Below are 15,267 nucleotides of genomic sequence, written 5' to 3'. Positions count from 1 at the left end.
TTCATAGCACCAATTTACACTGGTAGTCAGATAAACTAAATTGACTAGAGTTTATCTAAGAGATAAGCACTGTTTATCTTGCGGGGCTGTAATGATATTCGATAAATTTGATCTCAATTTGCTTAAAGTATTTTCTAAGGTGATGGAAACCGGTAGCTACGTGAAGACGAGTGAAGCGCTGGGTATCTCTCCGCCTGCGGTGAGTATTGCGATGAAACGCTTACAAAAATCGCTAGAGAAAGAGCTCTTTGTTCGAGGAGGAGGGCAGATCCAACCCACTGCAGCTGCGAAGGCTTTATACCAAAATGTTCGGTTTGAACTTTTGTCTATAGAGACGGTGATTAGCGCTTTTGGACAGTTTGATCCTCATGTGTCGAAGGCACACTTTAGCTTAATGGGCCCTGAAGAATATAACGCTAAGTTACTGTCTGCATTTGCAGGCGAGCAAAACAATGGCTTGACCTATAGTTTGATGCAACAGGCGAGCACGGATGAAGAAGCTATTGCGAGTTTACGAACCCGAATGACAGACTTGGTTATCGATAGTGTCGTGCTAGCAGATAGTAGCATCGAAAGTGAGCTACTGTTTGAAGATAGGATAGTCTTGATTGCAGCAAAAAGTAACTCGACAATCGATGAAAACTTGACCTTCGAGCAGTATCAAGAGTTGCCGCAATCCGTGCTGAGTTTACGTCGAAGCGGTAAGTTGGCTTTGGAGATGTTTCTCGAAGATAAGCTTGAAGTTCGAAGAAATATTAGCCATGAGGCTAGCTCTATTATGGCAAATATATTGATTGTTAGCCAAACAATGCTGTTCTGTCATGTGCCACTCAGGCTTGCTATACACTACCAAGAGCAGCTCTCTCTTAAAATCATAGAACCACCAATTAGCCTCAAGCCTGTGCCGGTTATTATGCAGTGGCATAAATCAAATTCGATAGATCCTAGTCATATTTGGTTGCGAAATAGAATTAAACAGATATTGCTGCCGTAAACAGGATATGACTTTGCTAAAAACACTGCCGATATAATTTGTTGCCTAGATCTAGTATGAGTTTCGGCTACTAGGGATAGAGTTTTTTTAGGCGCGGTAACCCTTTGTGGTAAAAAACTATAGTGAGAAAAAGTGCGGCGAGTTATCAGAATAAGGGATATGAAGTGTTACTGAGTCAAGTTTAAGGCTTGTTGTTATCATATGTGATTGAAATAAATGTAAATATAAATATCGCGGCAACGCAAGCTGAGTTATTATCCTGCCCCCTTGGCTTTCTCCATGCCGATTTCGTTGCGATCAGCTAGGCGTTATTTAGTACAAAGAATGAGACATATAATTCAAAACCTTGGACGGCTAAAAGTCGTCCTCCTTATTACCGCGCTGTCGGTTTCTTTCTCAGTTTTCATCACTTTTTTGGCTTTTTCTCTTCGTCAGACAGGTGCCGTTTACAACATTGCGTTTTTTTTAGCCACGTTTATTCCCTTGACTATTGCACCTATAGTTTCCTGGCCACTAATAAGCTTGCTTATGAAAGTTGACTCTCTTGAAAAAGAGATGAGGCTGTTGGCATCGCTAGATCCTTTGACAGAACTATTAAATCGGCGGGCTTTTTTCCGTGATGCCGAATTATATATTCATCGTGCTAAGCAAGAGGGGAGGATGTTGTCTGTGATCGCATTGGATTTGGATAAATTTAAGGCGATAAATGATTGCTATGGACATAGCGCTGGTGATGCAGTGCTAAGGCACTTTTCTACAACGATAAGAGCTAACTGTCGAACGTCAGATTTAATGGGTCGTTTAGGTGGTGAGGAGTTTGCTCTGTTATTGCCAAACACGTCTGCCTCGGCCGCTTATGCGCTTGCAGAAAGGTTACATCAGGCTCTTAGGTTAACAGCGATTCAGTACGGTCACTCAACAATGCGTTATACAGTAAGTATTGGTGTTATATCAGTGGTGCCTCAAAAAACTGACAACATTGAAGCTCTGCTCAATAAAGCCGATCGTTCGCTCTATCTTGCAAAAGAAACTGGCAGAAACTGTACCGTGGTATTCGATAGCTAATACCATTCATTAGCTGCCGTTATTTTCCCGATGAGGTAGCTCTCAATATGAGAGCCTGATTTAACAATAAATCAGGCTCGATGCTAATTAAGCTGACAGGTTATCTAACACCACATCATCCCCGATGCTGTGAAGAGCCTGAGTCAATCTTTCTTCATCGAGACTGTCTTTCATGCTGACATTAAAATCGGCTCTAAACAGTGCAATACCAGTGTGACTGGCACTTTCGTAGCGGGTGCTCATATGTTCGATATTAATCCCAAGTGCACTAATTTTATTCGATATTTCATGTACTAGACCGGGTCTGTCGTATGCCACTAATGAGTAACTAACATGTTTGTTTTTAGCTTGAGGTTTAGTGGATTTGGCGTAGGTTAATGATATTCCCTCTAGTAGCTCTAAACTTTCAATAAGTTCATCCCAGTGAGCGGCGGGGACCTCTAACAGTAATATCGCGGCAAAAATTCCATCAATATGGCGCAGTTCAGAGTCTAGCCAATTTCCCCCATGGCGACTCACTGCGTGGGCTATTTGTTCTACTAAGCCTTCTCTATCCTTTGCTTGCAGGGTAATTAGATATCTTAACATTTGATATTACTCCATTATTTATCATGCCAATGCGTATATTCTTGCTAGATCTTAAATAGATAGACCTGTTTTGTCCCAGTTATTACCGTAAAAATTTGATGCTAAATCGTTCTGCTTTTAGTTCATCGCTGTAACACTAGTGTCATTTTTGCGTCATATAATGCTCAACATTAAAATACGCGTGCGTAGATGTTGTTTATAACCCTAGTGTTAACATAGTCGTTAATACAATCCCAGTTAAAATTTGACTGGCTTTATAATAATCGAGGTTCTTAATGGAAACTCAGGTCTCTCAGCCTGGACCTGCTGCGAAACACCTATTGATAAACAATGGTACTTCGCGCAGAGCAATCAAGGATAAAGCAGCCCAAATCGGTGTCACCGTAGGTGGAACCATGGTATTTGTCGCGCTGCTACTGATCTTCTTTTATCTACTTTATGTGGTAAAGCCAATCTTCGATAGTGCAGAAGTTTCGCCTGTTGTGAGTGCTGAGTATCACGACAACAAACCAGCATTAATGGTCGGTAGCGACGAACAAAATGAAATTATGTATCGAGTGTCACAACTCGGTAAGGTTGATTTTTATGATACGCATACTTCTCAGCTATTAAGAAGTGAGCAAATTAATACGCCCGCGGGCACTCATGTGGTAAGCAGCTCTACAGCCGTGCCGAGTGAGCAACGTTTTGCTCTGGGCTTGAATAATGGTCAGGTGATTATTGCGGGTGTCGAATTTGGGGTGACTTATCCTGACGATAAGCGTTTGATCACACCAAGACTTCGCTTCTCTAACGGTAATGAACCGTTAACCGTGGACTCTCAAGGGCGGGCATTAAACAACTTAGTGTTTGATTACAGTAGCGACAAAATGAGTTTCGTGTATCAAACCGACGATAAAGTCTGGCATCTCTCTCGCCAAGAAGGTGAAGAGAATATGATGACAGAAGAGGTGGAGTGGGTGTCTTACAACAGTACCATTCCTGACTCACCAGTGAATGTACAACAACAGTTAATGACGCCAGATCAACGTCAGTTGATTTTAAGTTCTGATAATAAACTGTTCATCTACGATATTCGTGATGCAGAAGAGGTGCAGCTGAGTCAAGTTCTGTCATTAGGACGCGCGAACGCCAAAGTATCGAATGTGACCCTATTGGCTGGGGCGAGCTCATTACTGGTGAGTTACGACACAGGCCTAGTGCAGCAGTATTTTCAGGTGAATGGAGATCAAGGGCGTCAATATCAAGAAATACGAGAGTTTAAAGGCAAGGGCGACATTAAAAGTGTGGCCTCTGAGTTTTATCGTAAGAGCTTTGTCACCATTACAGAAGATGGCGACCTAAGCCTGCTTTATACCACCAGTGAGAGAAAGCTATTCTCTGAGAACTTCAATCTTAATAACCCTGGTACAGTTGGCTTTAGTCCACGTTCAAATGCGCTAATCGTTGAAGCCGACGGTAAGCTTAACTTATTTAGCGTATCCAATACTCACCCTGAAGTATCTTGGAGCGCAATGTGGGAGAAGGTGTGGTACGAAGGTTACCCTGAGCCTATGTATGTGTGGCAGTCTACTTCGGGCTCTGACGATTTCGAAGCTAAGTTAAGCCTTATGCCGCTGGCTTTTGGTACAATGAAAGCCGCCTTGTACGCCATGTTATTTGCTACGCCGTTAGCCATTGCTGGCGCCGTGTATACCGCTTACTTCATGTCGCCGAAAGTGCGCGCTATTGTTAAGCCAACCATTGAGATTATGGAGGCTTTACCCACGGTTATCTTGGGCTTCTTAGCTGGCCTCTGGTTAGCCCCTCTCATCGAAAATAATTTACCTGGAATACTCACCTTATTGATACTGCTTCCGGTGTCAATTTTAAGTACGGCGTTTGCTTGGCACAAGATGCCTGGCAAGTGGAAGCAACGTCTGCCTGAGACTTATCAAGAGCTGATACTCTTGCCTGTGATTATCTTTATCGGTTGGTTCTCATTTGCGATTAGCCCAAGTCTTGAGCTGGCTCTATTCGATGGTGATACCCGTATGTTTATCACTAACGAGCTCGGGATCACCTTTGATCAGCGTAATGCCTTGGTGGTGGGGATTGCCATGGGCTTCGCGGTTATCCCAACGATTTTCTCTATCGCAGAAGATGCGGTGTTCTCTGTACCGCGTCACCTATCAAACGGTAGTCTAGCACTAGGTGCAACGACCTGGCAGACCCTGACGCGTGTAGTGTTACTTACCGCAAGCCCAGGTATTTTCTCTGCGGTAATGATGGGGCTTGGGCGCGCTGTCGGTGAGACCATGATTGTGCTGATGGCGACAGGTAACACTGCGATTATGGAGTGGAGTGTGTTCGAGGGGATGAGAACCCTTGCTGCAAACATCGCGGTAGAGATGCCAGAATCTGCCATTGGTAGCTCCCACTATCGGGTGTTGTTCTTGGCGGCCTTTGTTTTATTTATCTTTACATTCTTCTTCAACACGATTGCGGAAGTAGTGAGACAGCGTCTACGTGAACGTTACAGCTCACTTTAACCCCATTGTTATGGATGATAAGAAAATGATGTTTAATACAATTTCACTAAATGCTATTTCGGCAGTAGCCTTAAGAGGTTTAGCTAATGGGTAAGTGGTTTAAGTCTGGTTCTCCTTGGATTTGGATGACCAGTGGCGCGGTAAGCGTGTGTTTGATCGCGGTGCTTGGATTGTTGCTACTAATAGCCTGGCGTGGTCTGAGTTACTTCTGGCCTGCAGATATTTATCAGTGGGAGATGAAGAACCAGCAAGGCGAGCGTTACACACTTATTGGTGAAATCTACGATAAAGAAGAAGTCCCAACAGAGCGTTTACTTGCCGCTGGACATAAGTTCGACACAGAAGTCGGTGAGAACATCACACGTTATTTGATCAAGACGGGTAACCGTGAGTTTGTCGGTCTAGATTTCCGCTGGATTTTGGCAACAGATATCATATCTCGCTCACAGCCTGAAAACATTGCGGTAATCGAGCGCAGTAAAAATGGTGATTTTTATGGTTTCCCTGTGGCGATTATCGAAGATGGCAAGCGTTTAGCCTCACAAGATATCGAGGCTGATTTTCAGTCCCATATAAATCGCGCCGTTGAGCTTAACGATGAAGCGCTCGATATACAAAAAGGAGTGATTGGCTCGATTAACTATGAGCTTGAGAATCTACGCCTAAAGTCACGTCGTTATGAGCTGGATAACGCGTTAACTGAGACTCGCAAAGCAGAGATTGAAGCGGCCAGCGCCAAGCTCAACGCCGAATACCTTGTTGTAGAGAAAGAGTTCTTCGCCCTTAAGACACAAGCGGGCAGAGATTCAGTCGTTATTCGCGATATGCGCGGCGAAGAAGTGACACTTAAGCTAGATACCATCTTAGATGTGACCTACGCCAACCGATTGGGCCTTATGGGGAGAATCGGCCACTGGTTTATTGGTGTGGGCAAATTTGTCAGTGATGACCCGCGAGAAGCAAACACCGAGGGTGGTGTCTTCCCTGCGATTTTCGGCACCGTATTTATGGTGATGCTGATGGCGGTTATCGTGACGCCATTTGGTGTTATCGCCGCTATCTACTTACACGAATACGCTAAAAAAGGCCCTGTGACTAAGATGATCCGCATCGCGGTAATTAACTTAGCTGGTGTACCATCAATTGTGTACGGCGTATTTGGCTTAGGTTTCTTTGTCTATATGTTTGGTGGCACGCTAGATCAGTTGTTCTACCCTGAAGCGCTACCCGCTCCGACATTTGGCTCACCTGGGGTGATCTGGTCAGCACTGACCCTGGCTATTTTAACTTTGCCGGTGGTGATTGTATCGACGGAAGAAGGTTTGAGCCGTATTCCAAGCTCAGTTCGCCAAGGTAGCTTGGCACTCGGCGCGACTAAGGCTGAAACGCTGTGGCGTATTATTATCCCTATGGCGAGCCCTGCTATTATGACGGGTTTGATTTTGGCTGTTGCCCGTGCAGCGGGTGAGGTTGCCCCCTTAATGTTGGTAGGTGTGGTTAAGCTTGCGCCGACACTGCCAATCGACATGAATTTCCCATTTGTGCATCTAGAACGTAAGTTTATGCACTTAGGTTTCCACATCTATGATGTTGGGTTCCAAAGCCCTAACGTAGAAGCAGCGCGTCCATTGGTATACGCTACTTCATTCCTTTTGGTCTCGGTAATTGTGGCACTTAATTTAACCGCCATCGGTGTACGAAACCACTTACGCGAAAAATATCGTTCGCTTGAGCACTAATTGACGATTATCCTAAGCAGTAGGAAAGAACATGATTTCAATAGATCAATCGGTAATGAAGACAGATATGCTAGACCTAGAAAACTTAACACCAGAACAAACAGCCCTAGAGATCCGTAACCTAGATCTTAAATATGGTGACAAGCAGGCACTGTTTGATGTGTCGATGAAGATCCCTAAGAAAAAGGTGACCGCATTCATCGGCCCGAGTGGTTGTGGTAAATCGACGCTACTGCGCTGCATCAACCGCATGAATGACTTGGTCGACAACTGCCATATTGGTGGTGAGATCATGTTACATGGACAGAATATTTACGATAAGAGGGTCGATGTTGCAGCGCTTCGTCGTAATGTCGGCATGGTATTCCAGCGCCCGAATCCATTCCCTAAATCAATCTACGAGAACGTGGTGTACGGGTTGCGTCTGCAAGGGGTGAATAATCGCCGTGAACTCGATGATGCGGCTGAGCGCTCATTGCGCGGCGCTGCAATCTGGGATGAAGTGAAAGACAGGTTACACGACAACGCCTTTGGTTTGTCGGGTGGTCAGCAGCAGCGTCTAGTGATTGCTCGTGCCATTGCTATTGAGCCTGAGGTCTTACTGCTTGATGAGCCCACATCGGCACTGGATCCGATTTCAACCTTGACCATTGAAGAATTGATCACCGATCTTAAATCTAAATATACCGTGGTGATTGTGACGCACAACATGCAACAGGCTGCGCGGGTATCGGATCAAACTGCATTTATGTATATGGGCGAACTCATTGAATATGCTGATACTAACACCATATTTACCACGCCTAAGCAGAAGAAGACCGAAGATTACATTACTGGCCGTTACGGTTAATAGAGATAGGGAATGACTGCAATGGAAAACATGAATTTAAACAAACATATCTCGGGTCAGTTTAACGCTGAGCTGGATGATATTCGCAATCGTGTGCTGGCAATGGGTGGCTTGGTTGAGCGTCAACTTGAGCAGTCATTAGATGCGTTAAGCGCTCTGGATGCCGAACTTGCTCAAAAGGTGATAGATGGCGATCACAAGGTAAATGGCATGGAAGTGGCAATTGATGAAGAGTGTGCTCGTATCATTGCTAAGCGCCAGCCAGCGGCTAGCGATTTGCGTCTAGTGTTAGCCATTTCTAAAACTATTACCGATCTCGAACGCATTGGTGATGCCTGCGTGAAGATTGCTAGAGCGGCAATGGATAAACGCTCTAAGAATCAGCAACCGCTGCTTGTCAGTATCGAAAACATGGGACGTCATGCTACCCGCACTTTGCACTTGACCCTCGATGCACTGGCACGGATGGATGCCGATGTGGCATTTGAGCTGCATAAAGAAGACACTAAACTAGATAAAGAATATGAAGGCATAATTCGTCAGTTGATGACCTACATGATGGCGGATCCGCGTTCAATTCCTGAAGTCTTAGATGTACTTTGGGCTGCCCGTGCCGTAGAGCGTGTGGGTGACCGTTGTCAGAATATTTGTGAGTACATTATCTATTATGTTAAGGGTAAAGATGTGCGCCATATCTCTTATGAAGAGATGGAAAAAGACCTCAATCTTTAAGGTTTTTGAGCATTTGTTTTTCAATCCAAGCTAAATGTTAAAAAATAGCAGTGGGATTAGGTTCACATTTCTCATTAAATGTTGACTTAACTTATACAAAAAAGCAGCGATAAGCTGCTTTTTCTGTTTATGCGCTATAGACGAAATCATTAAGTCGGGAAATAATGTATGGTGTAAGTAAATATTGTGTTGTTATAACCCGTACATCAAATTCTATTTAATAGCTGAACTACCCTTTAAAAGGGCATTCTAGGGTTTAGCTATTCAATGTGATTTGTGTGCCTTTCACGGTAAGTAAGTGCTTATGTTTTAGTTGACCTTGGTTACTCGACATAAGGTATTTATTTATCATAATTGGTAAATAGATGTTAATTAATCAAAAGCCTCATCTATATCCAAGATAAGCCTCTAGGTTTTATAAACATTCTTAAGGTGAGTATCACTTACGGGTTTAACAACAAAAAAATAATCCCACCAGTGTATTCTGATATTAGCTAATACGCTTTTATCTCTGGCGGCCTTGTCACGTAAAGCTAGAATTAGTGCGTGTACTTCATTAATCGCGGTAACTATATGTCGATAAAATCGAGTATTAATCCACCTGTTTTTTTCTCCTCAGTCATTTTAATCACCTTAATGGTTGCAGTTTGCGCCATTTGGCCCACTCAGTCACAAGATGTATTCAAAACAGCTCAATCATGGTTCGAGCTTAAAGCTGGCTGGCTCTACATCTTGGGCGTAGCGGTATTTCTTATCTTTATCATCTTCGTGATGGTGAGCCGCTTTGGCGATATCAAGTTAGGCCCTGATCATGCTGAGCCTGATTACACCTATAAAAGCTGGATCGCAATGCTGTTTTCAGCCGGTATGGGTATCGGCTTGATGTTCTTCGGTGTGGCAGAGCCTGTGATGCACTACATGTCTCCGCCAGATGCGGATCCATTGACCATTCAAGCGGCAAAAGATGCCATGAAGATCACCTTTTTCCATTGGGGTGTTCATGCTTGGGCTATCTATGCTGTTGTGGCATTAAGTTTGGCGTACTTCTCCTACCGTCATAAACTGCCTTTACTGCCTAGAAGTGCCTTATACCCGTTAATTGGCGATAAGATCTACGGCCCAATTGGTCATGCCGTCGATACTTTTGCGGTACTCGGTACCATGTTCGGTGTAGCGACTTCACTCGGCTTTGGTGTACTACAGCTTAACTCTGGCCTTAACTACCTGTTAGGTGTGCCAGTTAGCACTACGGTACAAGTTTGCTTAATTATCGGTGTCTGTCTAATTGCGACTGTGTCAGTGTTCTCAGGCTTAGACAAGGGTGTTAAGCGCTTAAGTGAATTAAACCTTCTGCTAGCGGTATTATTGCTATTGTTTGTGCTTGTATTTGGTCCAACGGTTGAACTACTGCAAGCATTTGTACAAAACACCGGTGCGTATTTAAGTGATATCGTCGGTAAGACGTTTAACTTATATGCCTATGAGCAGAAGAATGACTGGATTGGTGGTTGGACGCTACTTTACTGGGGCTGGTGGATCTCATGGTCTCCATTTGTCGGTACTTTTATTGCTCGTGTTTCTCGTGGTCGTACCATTCGTGAATTCTTAGTGGGTGTCTTGTTTGTACCGTCTGCGCTGACCTTCCTGTGGATGACAGGCTTTGGTAATAGCGCTATTGATGTGATTTCAAATGGCGGAACCTATCTGTCTGACGCTGTAGCATCTGATGTCTCGGTTGCTCTGTTCGTGTTTTTTGAGCATTTACCGTTCTCAACCTTGCTGTCGACGATTGCACTTTGTTTAGTTGTTACTTTCTTCGTGACATCATCCGACTCAGGCTCTTTGGTTATTGATAACCTGACATCGGGCGGCGATCATAACGCACCAGTATGGCAGCGTATTTTCTGGGCCTTAATGCAAGGTGTTGTGGCATCGGTTCTATTGCTAGCCGGTGGTTTACAAGCCCTGCAAACCGCGGCGATTGCCAGTGCGCTACCTTTCTTAATCGTTATGCTATTGATGTGTTTTGGCCTATACAAAGCGCTTAAAGACGATTGGTTGAAGATCAACAGTGTTCAGTCTCACAATACTAGCGTGCAGTTCACTAAGACCAACGTAAGTTGGGAATCGCATATTGACGTATTGCTGTCTCACCCAAGCCAGCAAGAAGCCCAAGATTTCTTAGATAAGGTGGCGCAGCCAGCATTATCAAAAGTATGTGAAAGCTTCCTAAGTCGCTCGATTTCGGCGGAGATCTTAAACTTCGACAATCGTGTGCGTTTTGTGGTCCATAGTGAAGAGCATAATGACTTCGTGTATGGCCTACGTATTCGTGCCTATACCATCTCTAATCCGTTAGACAGTGACGTTAGCAATGATGATGGTGATAACTTCTACTACCGCGTAGAAGTCTTCCTTGAGCACGGCGGTCAACACTATGACGTGATGGGCTTTACTCAAGAACAGATCCTGGCAGATGTAGTGACTCAGTATGAGAAATACTTACATTACCTGCATTTATCAAGTTCAGAGTATTTAAGCAGTGAAACTAACGCTTAGTCTGACATGACTGGCAAAAACGTTAGTCAGTAAGTATTGGTAAAACGTTAATTTGTCATTATTGGCGAAATGTTAGTCAGTAAGTTATGGGTAAAACGTTAATCTGTCATTATTGGTAAAATGTTAGTCAGTAAGTTATGGGTAAAACGTTAACCTGTCATTATTGGCAAAATGTTAGTCAGTAAGTTATGGGTAAAACGTTAATCTGTCATTATTGGCAAAATGTTAGTCAGTAAGTTATGGGTAAAACGTTAATCTGTCATTATTGGCAAAATGTTAGTCAGTAAGTTATGGGTAAAACGTTAATCTGTCATTATTGGTAAAATGTTAGTCAGTAAGTTATGGGGAAAACGTTAATCTGTCATTATTGGCAAAATGTTAGTCAGTAAATTGCGGTGAAATTTTCCTAGAGTCAGTGGTACAATTGGCTCTAGGTAACACACTTTAAATGAGAAAGAGCATGTCGACCAATCAAGGGCAAAGTAAGTTAGATAGAGTATTGGCTGAGGCTAGAGAATATAAGGCTAAGCGTGAAGTCGGTTATCGCGAACAGGCACTTAAACTCTATCCATGGGTTTGTGGTCGTTGTACTCGTGAATTTAACAATGCCAACCTAAGAGAGTTGACGGTACATCATCGTGATCATAACCACGATAATAACCCATCAGATGGCTCTAACTGGGAGTTATTGTGTCTTTATTGTCATGACAACGAACACTCAAAGTTTGAAGAGTTGATTCAATACGGTTCAACCACTGAAACAAAAGTGGAAGCAGCGACTTATAATCCGTTCGCGGATTTAAAGAGTATGCTGAAAAAGTAATACCGCTAGATAGTAAAAGAGCCGCATATAGCGGCTCTTTTACTATCTAGCTGATTTCGTCTGACTCTGCAGGCTTCAACCTTTTCTCAGCCTCTAACCATTTAGCACGACTTAAAATGGCACTGTTTTCTCCGCCTTGCATCAATGCTTTTCGTTCGGCCAGATTTTGCCAGATCTGCGCTTTTCGCTCATCGCTGGCACTTCCCCAACCGACTATCTCATCGATATGGCGATAGCAGCCCATACAATAATCTTCATCATTTAGGCCACATTTGGCTACACAAGGTGATTGCTTCATAAAGCTCGATATGACATTTGTTGTTCGAATTTGCGGCAGATTTTAAGTTAGCTAGAATTAGCTTACAAGTGAAACTCATTTAAACGACAAATGGGTAGAGCCTATAAGCTCCATTCATCAGAGTTGTTAATAGGGGATAGTAGACATAGCGATAGGTATTGTTGATTCGCAGTGTTAGAATTATTTATTAGGTGTGTTTTACCAAAATATTCAATGAATTGTGTGTTTTCTGGAGGAATTATGAAAGCGCTGTTTCGCTTTTGTTTGTTAGCTGTTGTGGCAACACTGACAAGCGCCTGTTCACTGTTAGAAATTAAGTTGGAAAGTGGTATCGAGCCATTACCAAAAGATCAGCTTAATATGCGGGTATTTAGCCGTGATTTCAGTACGGTTTTTTATAGTCAAGTAGAGAGCTCTGCCGATCTTATTGAGCGCAATACCGATAGTATTCCGATTAAGTCTAATACCTTGATGTGGAAAATTAATGCCGAGCAAAACCTGCAACATACAATTTTCCAATCCTCACCGACGGCGGCGATGGTAGACACTTGGGTATTTACCGAGCAGATGGCGCAGTTCTTTGAGACGGGAGCGGGTAAGAACCTATTCGCTGAACAGCAACAGGTCGCCGTGGATGCCAGTATTAAATTGCGCGATCAATTTGAGCGCACGATTAAGAATTTTGGTGCTGAAAACTTCAAGAAGAATCAAGAGTTTGTGAAGCAGTATGTTGCCAGTCACCCCATAAAAGACATGGCTTTTGCCCGTGAGTCAGCCTTTACCGATTGGCTAGAGTTCCATCAAATCAGTGAGTTTGATGCCATTACCACTTTTGGTACAGTGCCAGAAGTGATGAGCGATATCTCTGATAGAATGGCGATGATAGCCGAGCAGATGCCTAAAATCTTAGGCTGGAAGGCCGAGCTGTATGCCCTGCATTCAAACATCAACGCCGATGAAATTCAGCGCACCTTAATGAGCATCAGTGATACCTCGGCTAAGTTCCAGCAGCTAATGGCGCAAAGCCCTGAGATGATGCAGACCTTAGCGGTCGATATGCGCCGTGAATTAAGCCCACTACTTGAGCAGCTTAGCGTCGATACTGATGATAAACTAAAGCAGTTGTCGGTTGAGCGTCAGGCACTAGAGCTGATGGTAAAAAATGAGCGTATGGCGCTTGAAACTATGGTCGCTCGTGAGCGTGCCGCTGTTGCTGTTGATTTAGAGCAGTTATCTCAGCATACGGTTGAAGTGGTGTTCCAAGAAATTACTAAAACCTTAAAGAGCCTGATTTTATACTTTGTACTCTTCTTAGTGGTGGTGTTCTTTGCTCCGCTAGGTCTTGGTGTTTGGTTGGGTAAGCGCATGCAGCTGAAGAAGCAAGCGAGTAGCAGTACTAGTACTAATATTAGCCAAGAGCAAAAAGCCTAAAGGCATATTGGCCTTCACATGTTAAAATGACGAGCACCTATGATGGTGCTCGTTTTGTTTACGGCTGTGCTTACTGCCAGTATACGCTTCAATTATTGACAATGAAAATAACCCCAATACAAGAACTGACTCAACAAACTATGCAGAAACTTAATCCTAAACTTAAGCAGAAATCTAGGCTGAAACCAAGCATAAGCGCTTGTAATGCAGAAGATCCCGCGAAAAAGCTTAAGCGTATTGATAGCTTCCTAACTCAAAGCCAAGCGCTATGGCGTTGTCGCAGCTTCGAGTGTGAATGCTTACCTTGGAGTGAGGGCTTTCCCAATTTGGCCGAGGCGGTATGGTTGCTAAGTGATGACTCTCTCGACGCTATTGATGCCAGTCAGCAGAAGCTCAATGAAGCACTGTTGCCAGCATTGACAGCAGATTTAGATGCAAAGGGTATTCAGTGGCCTTTAGGGTTGCTTGCGGAGTCAGCCATTGGGGTAAAGTCTTGCGGATCGGTAATTGATAATGCCAAAGCATTGCTCTGTGCCGAGGATGAGCCCCATTTCTGCGCCCACATTAAAGGTCGTAAATGGCAGCAGATTAATGCCTTTGTTGCTAAACTGCCTCGCGATAATACTCCTGTACTGGAGTGGTGCGCTGGAAAAGGGCATTTGGGGCGCTTGATTGCCAAAGCGCATCATCGAGAGGTGGTGAGTCTTGAGTGGCAGCAAAGCCTATGTGAAGCAGGCGAGCTGTTTGCGGCTAAATGGCAGCTGCCGCAAACCTTTATTTGCGCCGATGCTTTTGCTGGGCAAAGTGAGCAGTTACACACTGAGCAGCTTGCGGTTGCGTTGCATGCTTGTGGCGACTTACATGTAAAGTTGCTGCAACATGCTAGCGAGGCGGGCACTAAGCAATTGGTGATCTCTCCTTGTTGTTACCATTTAATTCAAGCTAAGCAGTACCAGCCGTTATCACAAATAGCCAAAGCCAGTGCCCTTACATTGAATCGTGCCGACTTGCAGCTTCCCTTGCAGCAAAGCGTTATCGCCAATGATAAGCACAAAGGCTATAGATTACAGGAGATGGCTTGGCGTTTAGGTTTTGATGCGTTGCAGCGTAAGGTACGCGGATGCAATGAATACCTGCCAGTTCCAGCAGTAAAGCAGAGTCAGTTAAATGGAGAGTTTGAGGACTTTTGCCTGTGGGCGGCTGAGTCGAAGGGGTTAAGATTAGCAACTGATCTCGATTTTCAAGCTTATCAAGTTACTGGCGAGCAGCGTCAGCGCTTAACTCGACGAATCGATCTGGTGGCCCATCTTTTCAGGGCGCTACTTGAGCAGTGGTTATTACTCGACAGAGTCTGCTTTCTTCAAGAGCAAGGTTACCAGGTTAATTTGAGTGAATTTTGTTCAAACAGTATTACGCCGCGAAACGCGTTAATTTACGCATTTAAATAGAATTTACAGCGATACTTAATTTAATCTTGTCGTAACAAATTGTTTATTAAGTTGTAATTAAGTTAGCTGTGATTGAATCCGCCGCCAGAGTGACGCCATTTTACGAGTAAAGCCTAGGTTCGATTGGATTAAAACATCTCAGTAATGAGGTTTTTTATTGAATCATCCGCTTTTTCTTGCTCAAATGGCTGGTTAATAATAAATAATTA

General features: G+C 43.9%; 12 protein-coding genes. 10 read left to right on the top strand and 2 right to left on the bottom strand.

The window, feature by feature from the left end:
• Nucleotides 1–91 precede the first annotated feature (91 nt).
• Together SPEA_RS14545 and SPEA_RS14540 are read left to right on the top strand one after the other, a co-directional pair.
• Nucleotides 92–994, top strand: coding sequence for a LysR family transcriptional regulator (locus tag SPEA_RS14545; protein ID WP_012155974.1), 903 nt, complete (start codon nucleotides 92–94; stop codon nucleotides 992–994).
• Between the two features lie 324 nt (nucleotides 995–1,318).
• A complete protein-coding gene (locus SPEA_RS14540) occupies nucleotides 1,319–2,059 on the top strand; it encodes a GGDEF domain-containing protein (RefSeq protein WP_150102235.1) in 741 nt (246 codons plus the stop codon).
• 87 nt (nucleotides 2,060–2,146) lie between these two features.
• Here SPEA_RS14540 and SPEA_RS14535 read toward each other — a convergent pair whose 3' ends face one another.
• Nucleotides 2,147–2,647, bottom strand: coding sequence for a glycine cleavage system transcriptional repressor (locus SPEA_RS14535; RefSeq protein ID WP_012155972.1), 501 nt, complete (start codon nucleotides 2,645–2,647; stop codon nucleotides 2,147–2,149).
• 275 nt (nucleotides 2,648–2,922) lie between these two features.
• Here SPEA_RS14535 and SPEA_RS14530 point away from each other — a divergent pair, with 275 nt between their 5' ends.
• From SPEA_RS14530 to SPEA_RS14505, 6 genes are all read left to right on the top strand, one after another.
• The gene (locus SPEA_RS14530; protein WP_012155971.1) at nucleotides 2,923–5,178 is read left to right on the top strand and encodes an ABC transporter permease subunit; all 2,256 of its coding nucleotides are present in this window, start codon (nucleotides 2,923–2,925) and stop codon (nucleotides 5,176–5,178) included.
• 86 nt (nucleotides 5,179–5,264) lie between these two features.
• A complete protein-coding gene (pstA, locus tag SPEA_RS14525; protein ID WP_012155970.1) occupies nucleotides 5,265–6,917 on the top strand; it encodes a phosphate ABC transporter permease PstA in 1,653 nt (550 codons plus the stop codon).
• Between the two features lie 31 nt (nucleotides 6,918–6,948).
• On the top strand, nucleotides 6,949–7,767 hold the full coding sequence (gene pstB / locus SPEA_RS14520; protein ID WP_012155969.1) for a phosphate ABC transporter ATP-binding protein PstB: 819 nt from the start codon (nucleotides 6,949–6,951) through the stop codon (nucleotides 7,765–7,767).
• A 21-nt stretch (nucleotides 7,768–7,788) separates the two neighbouring features.
• Complete coding sequence (gene phoU / locus SPEA_RS14515) at nucleotides 7,789–8,499, top strand: phosphate signaling complex protein PhoU (protein ID WP_012155968.1); 711 nt, start codon at nucleotides 7,789–7,791, stop codon at nucleotides 8,497–8,499.
• Nucleotides 8,500–9,072: 573 nt separating this feature from the next.
• Nucleotides 9,073–11,058, top strand: a complete 1,986-nt coding sequence (locus tag SPEA_RS14510) for a BCCT family transporter (RefSeq protein ID WP_012155967.1) — start codon at nucleotides 9,073–9,075, stop codon at nucleotides 11,056–11,058.
• A 460-nt stretch (nucleotides 11,059–11,518) separates the two neighbouring features.
• The gene (locus SPEA_RS14505) at nucleotides 11,519–11,881 is read left to right on the top strand and encodes a YajD family HNH nuclease (RefSeq protein WP_041410992.1); all 363 of its coding nucleotides are present in this window, start codon (nucleotides 11,519–11,521) and stop codon (nucleotides 11,879–11,881) included.
• Nucleotides 11,882–11,927: 46 nt separating this feature from the next.
• On the opposite strand, the gene SPEA_RS14500 is transcribed toward SPEA_RS14505, so the two are convergent.
• A complete protein-coding gene (locus SPEA_RS14500) occupies nucleotides 11,928–12,179 on the bottom strand; it encodes a DUF1289 domain-containing protein (RefSeq protein WP_012155965.1) in 252 nt (83 codons plus the stop codon).
• A gap of 240 nt (nucleotides 12,180–12,419) precedes the next feature.
• Here SPEA_RS14500 and SPEA_RS14495 point away from each other — a divergent pair, with 240 nt between their 5' ends.
• Nucleotides 12,420–13,610: a hypothetical protein gene (locus tag SPEA_RS14495; protein ID WP_012155964.1), complete on the top strand. Its 1,191-nt coding sequence runs from the start codon at nucleotides 12,420–12,422 to the stop codon at nucleotides 13,608–13,610.
• Between the two features lie 26 nt (nucleotides 13,611–13,636).
• Nucleotides 13,637–15,058, top strand: a complete 1,422-nt coding sequence (locus SPEA_RS14490) for a methyltransferase (protein ID WP_012155963.1) — start codon at nucleotides 13,637–13,639, stop codon at nucleotides 15,056–15,058.
• Nucleotides 15,059–15,267 lie beyond the last annotated feature (209 nt).

The sequence above is a fragment of the Shewanella pealeana ATCC 700345 genome (assembly GCF_000018285.1).
GTDB lineage: Bacteria > Pseudomonadota > Gammaproteobacteria > Enterobacterales > Shewanellaceae > Shewanella > Shewanella pealeana.
This window is presented reverse-complemented; position numbering and strand designations above follow the sequence as displayed.

Excerpts from the sequence above, each read along its gene's own strand:
- SPEA_RS14545 (WP_012155974.1), top strand. The coding sequence starts at position 92 with ATGATATTCGATAAATTTGATCTCAATTTGCTTAAAGTATTTTCTAAG.
- SPEA_RS14540 (WP_150102235.1), top strand. The coding sequence starts at position 1,319 with ATGAGACATATAATTCAAAACCTTGGACGGCTAAAAGTCGTCCTCCTT.
- SPEA_RS14535 (WP_012155972.1), bottom strand. The coding sequence starts at position 2,647 with ATGTTAAGATATCTAATTACCCTGCAAGCAAAGGATAGAGAAGGCTTA.
- SPEA_RS14530 (WP_012155971.1), top strand. The coding sequence starts at position 2,923 with ATGGAAACTCAGGTCTCTCAGCCTGGACCTGCTGCGAAACACCTATTG.
- pstA (WP_012155970.1), top strand. The coding sequence starts at position 5,265 with ATGGGTAAGTGGTTTAAGTCTGGTTCTCCTTGGATTTGGATGACCAGT.
- pstB (WP_012155969.1), top strand. The coding sequence starts at position 6,949 with ATGATTTCAATAGATCAATCGGTAATGAAGACAGATATGCTAGACCTA.
- phoU (WP_012155968.1), top strand. The coding sequence starts at position 7,789 with ATGGAAAACATGAATTTAAACAAACATATCTCGGGTCAGTTTAACGCT.
- SPEA_RS14510 (WP_012155967.1), top strand. The coding sequence starts at position 9,073 with ATGTCGATAAAATCGAGTATTAATCCACCTGTTTTTTTCTCCTCAGTC.
- SPEA_RS14505 (WP_041410992.1), top strand. The coding sequence starts at position 11,519 with ATGTCGACCAATCAAGGGCAAAGTAAGTTAGATAGAGTATTGGCTGAG.
- SPEA_RS14500 (WP_012155965.1), bottom strand. The coding sequence starts at position 12,179 with ATGAAGCAATCACCTTGTGTAGCCAAATGTGGCCTAAATGATGAAGAT.
- SPEA_RS14495 (WP_012155964.1), top strand. The coding sequence starts at position 12,420 with ATGAAAGCGCTGTTTCGCTTTTGTTTGTTAGCTGTTGTGGCAACACTG.
- SPEA_RS14490 (WP_012155963.1), top strand. The coding sequence starts at position 13,637 with ATGACGAGCACCTATGATGGTGCTCGTTTTGTTTACGGCTGTGCTTAC.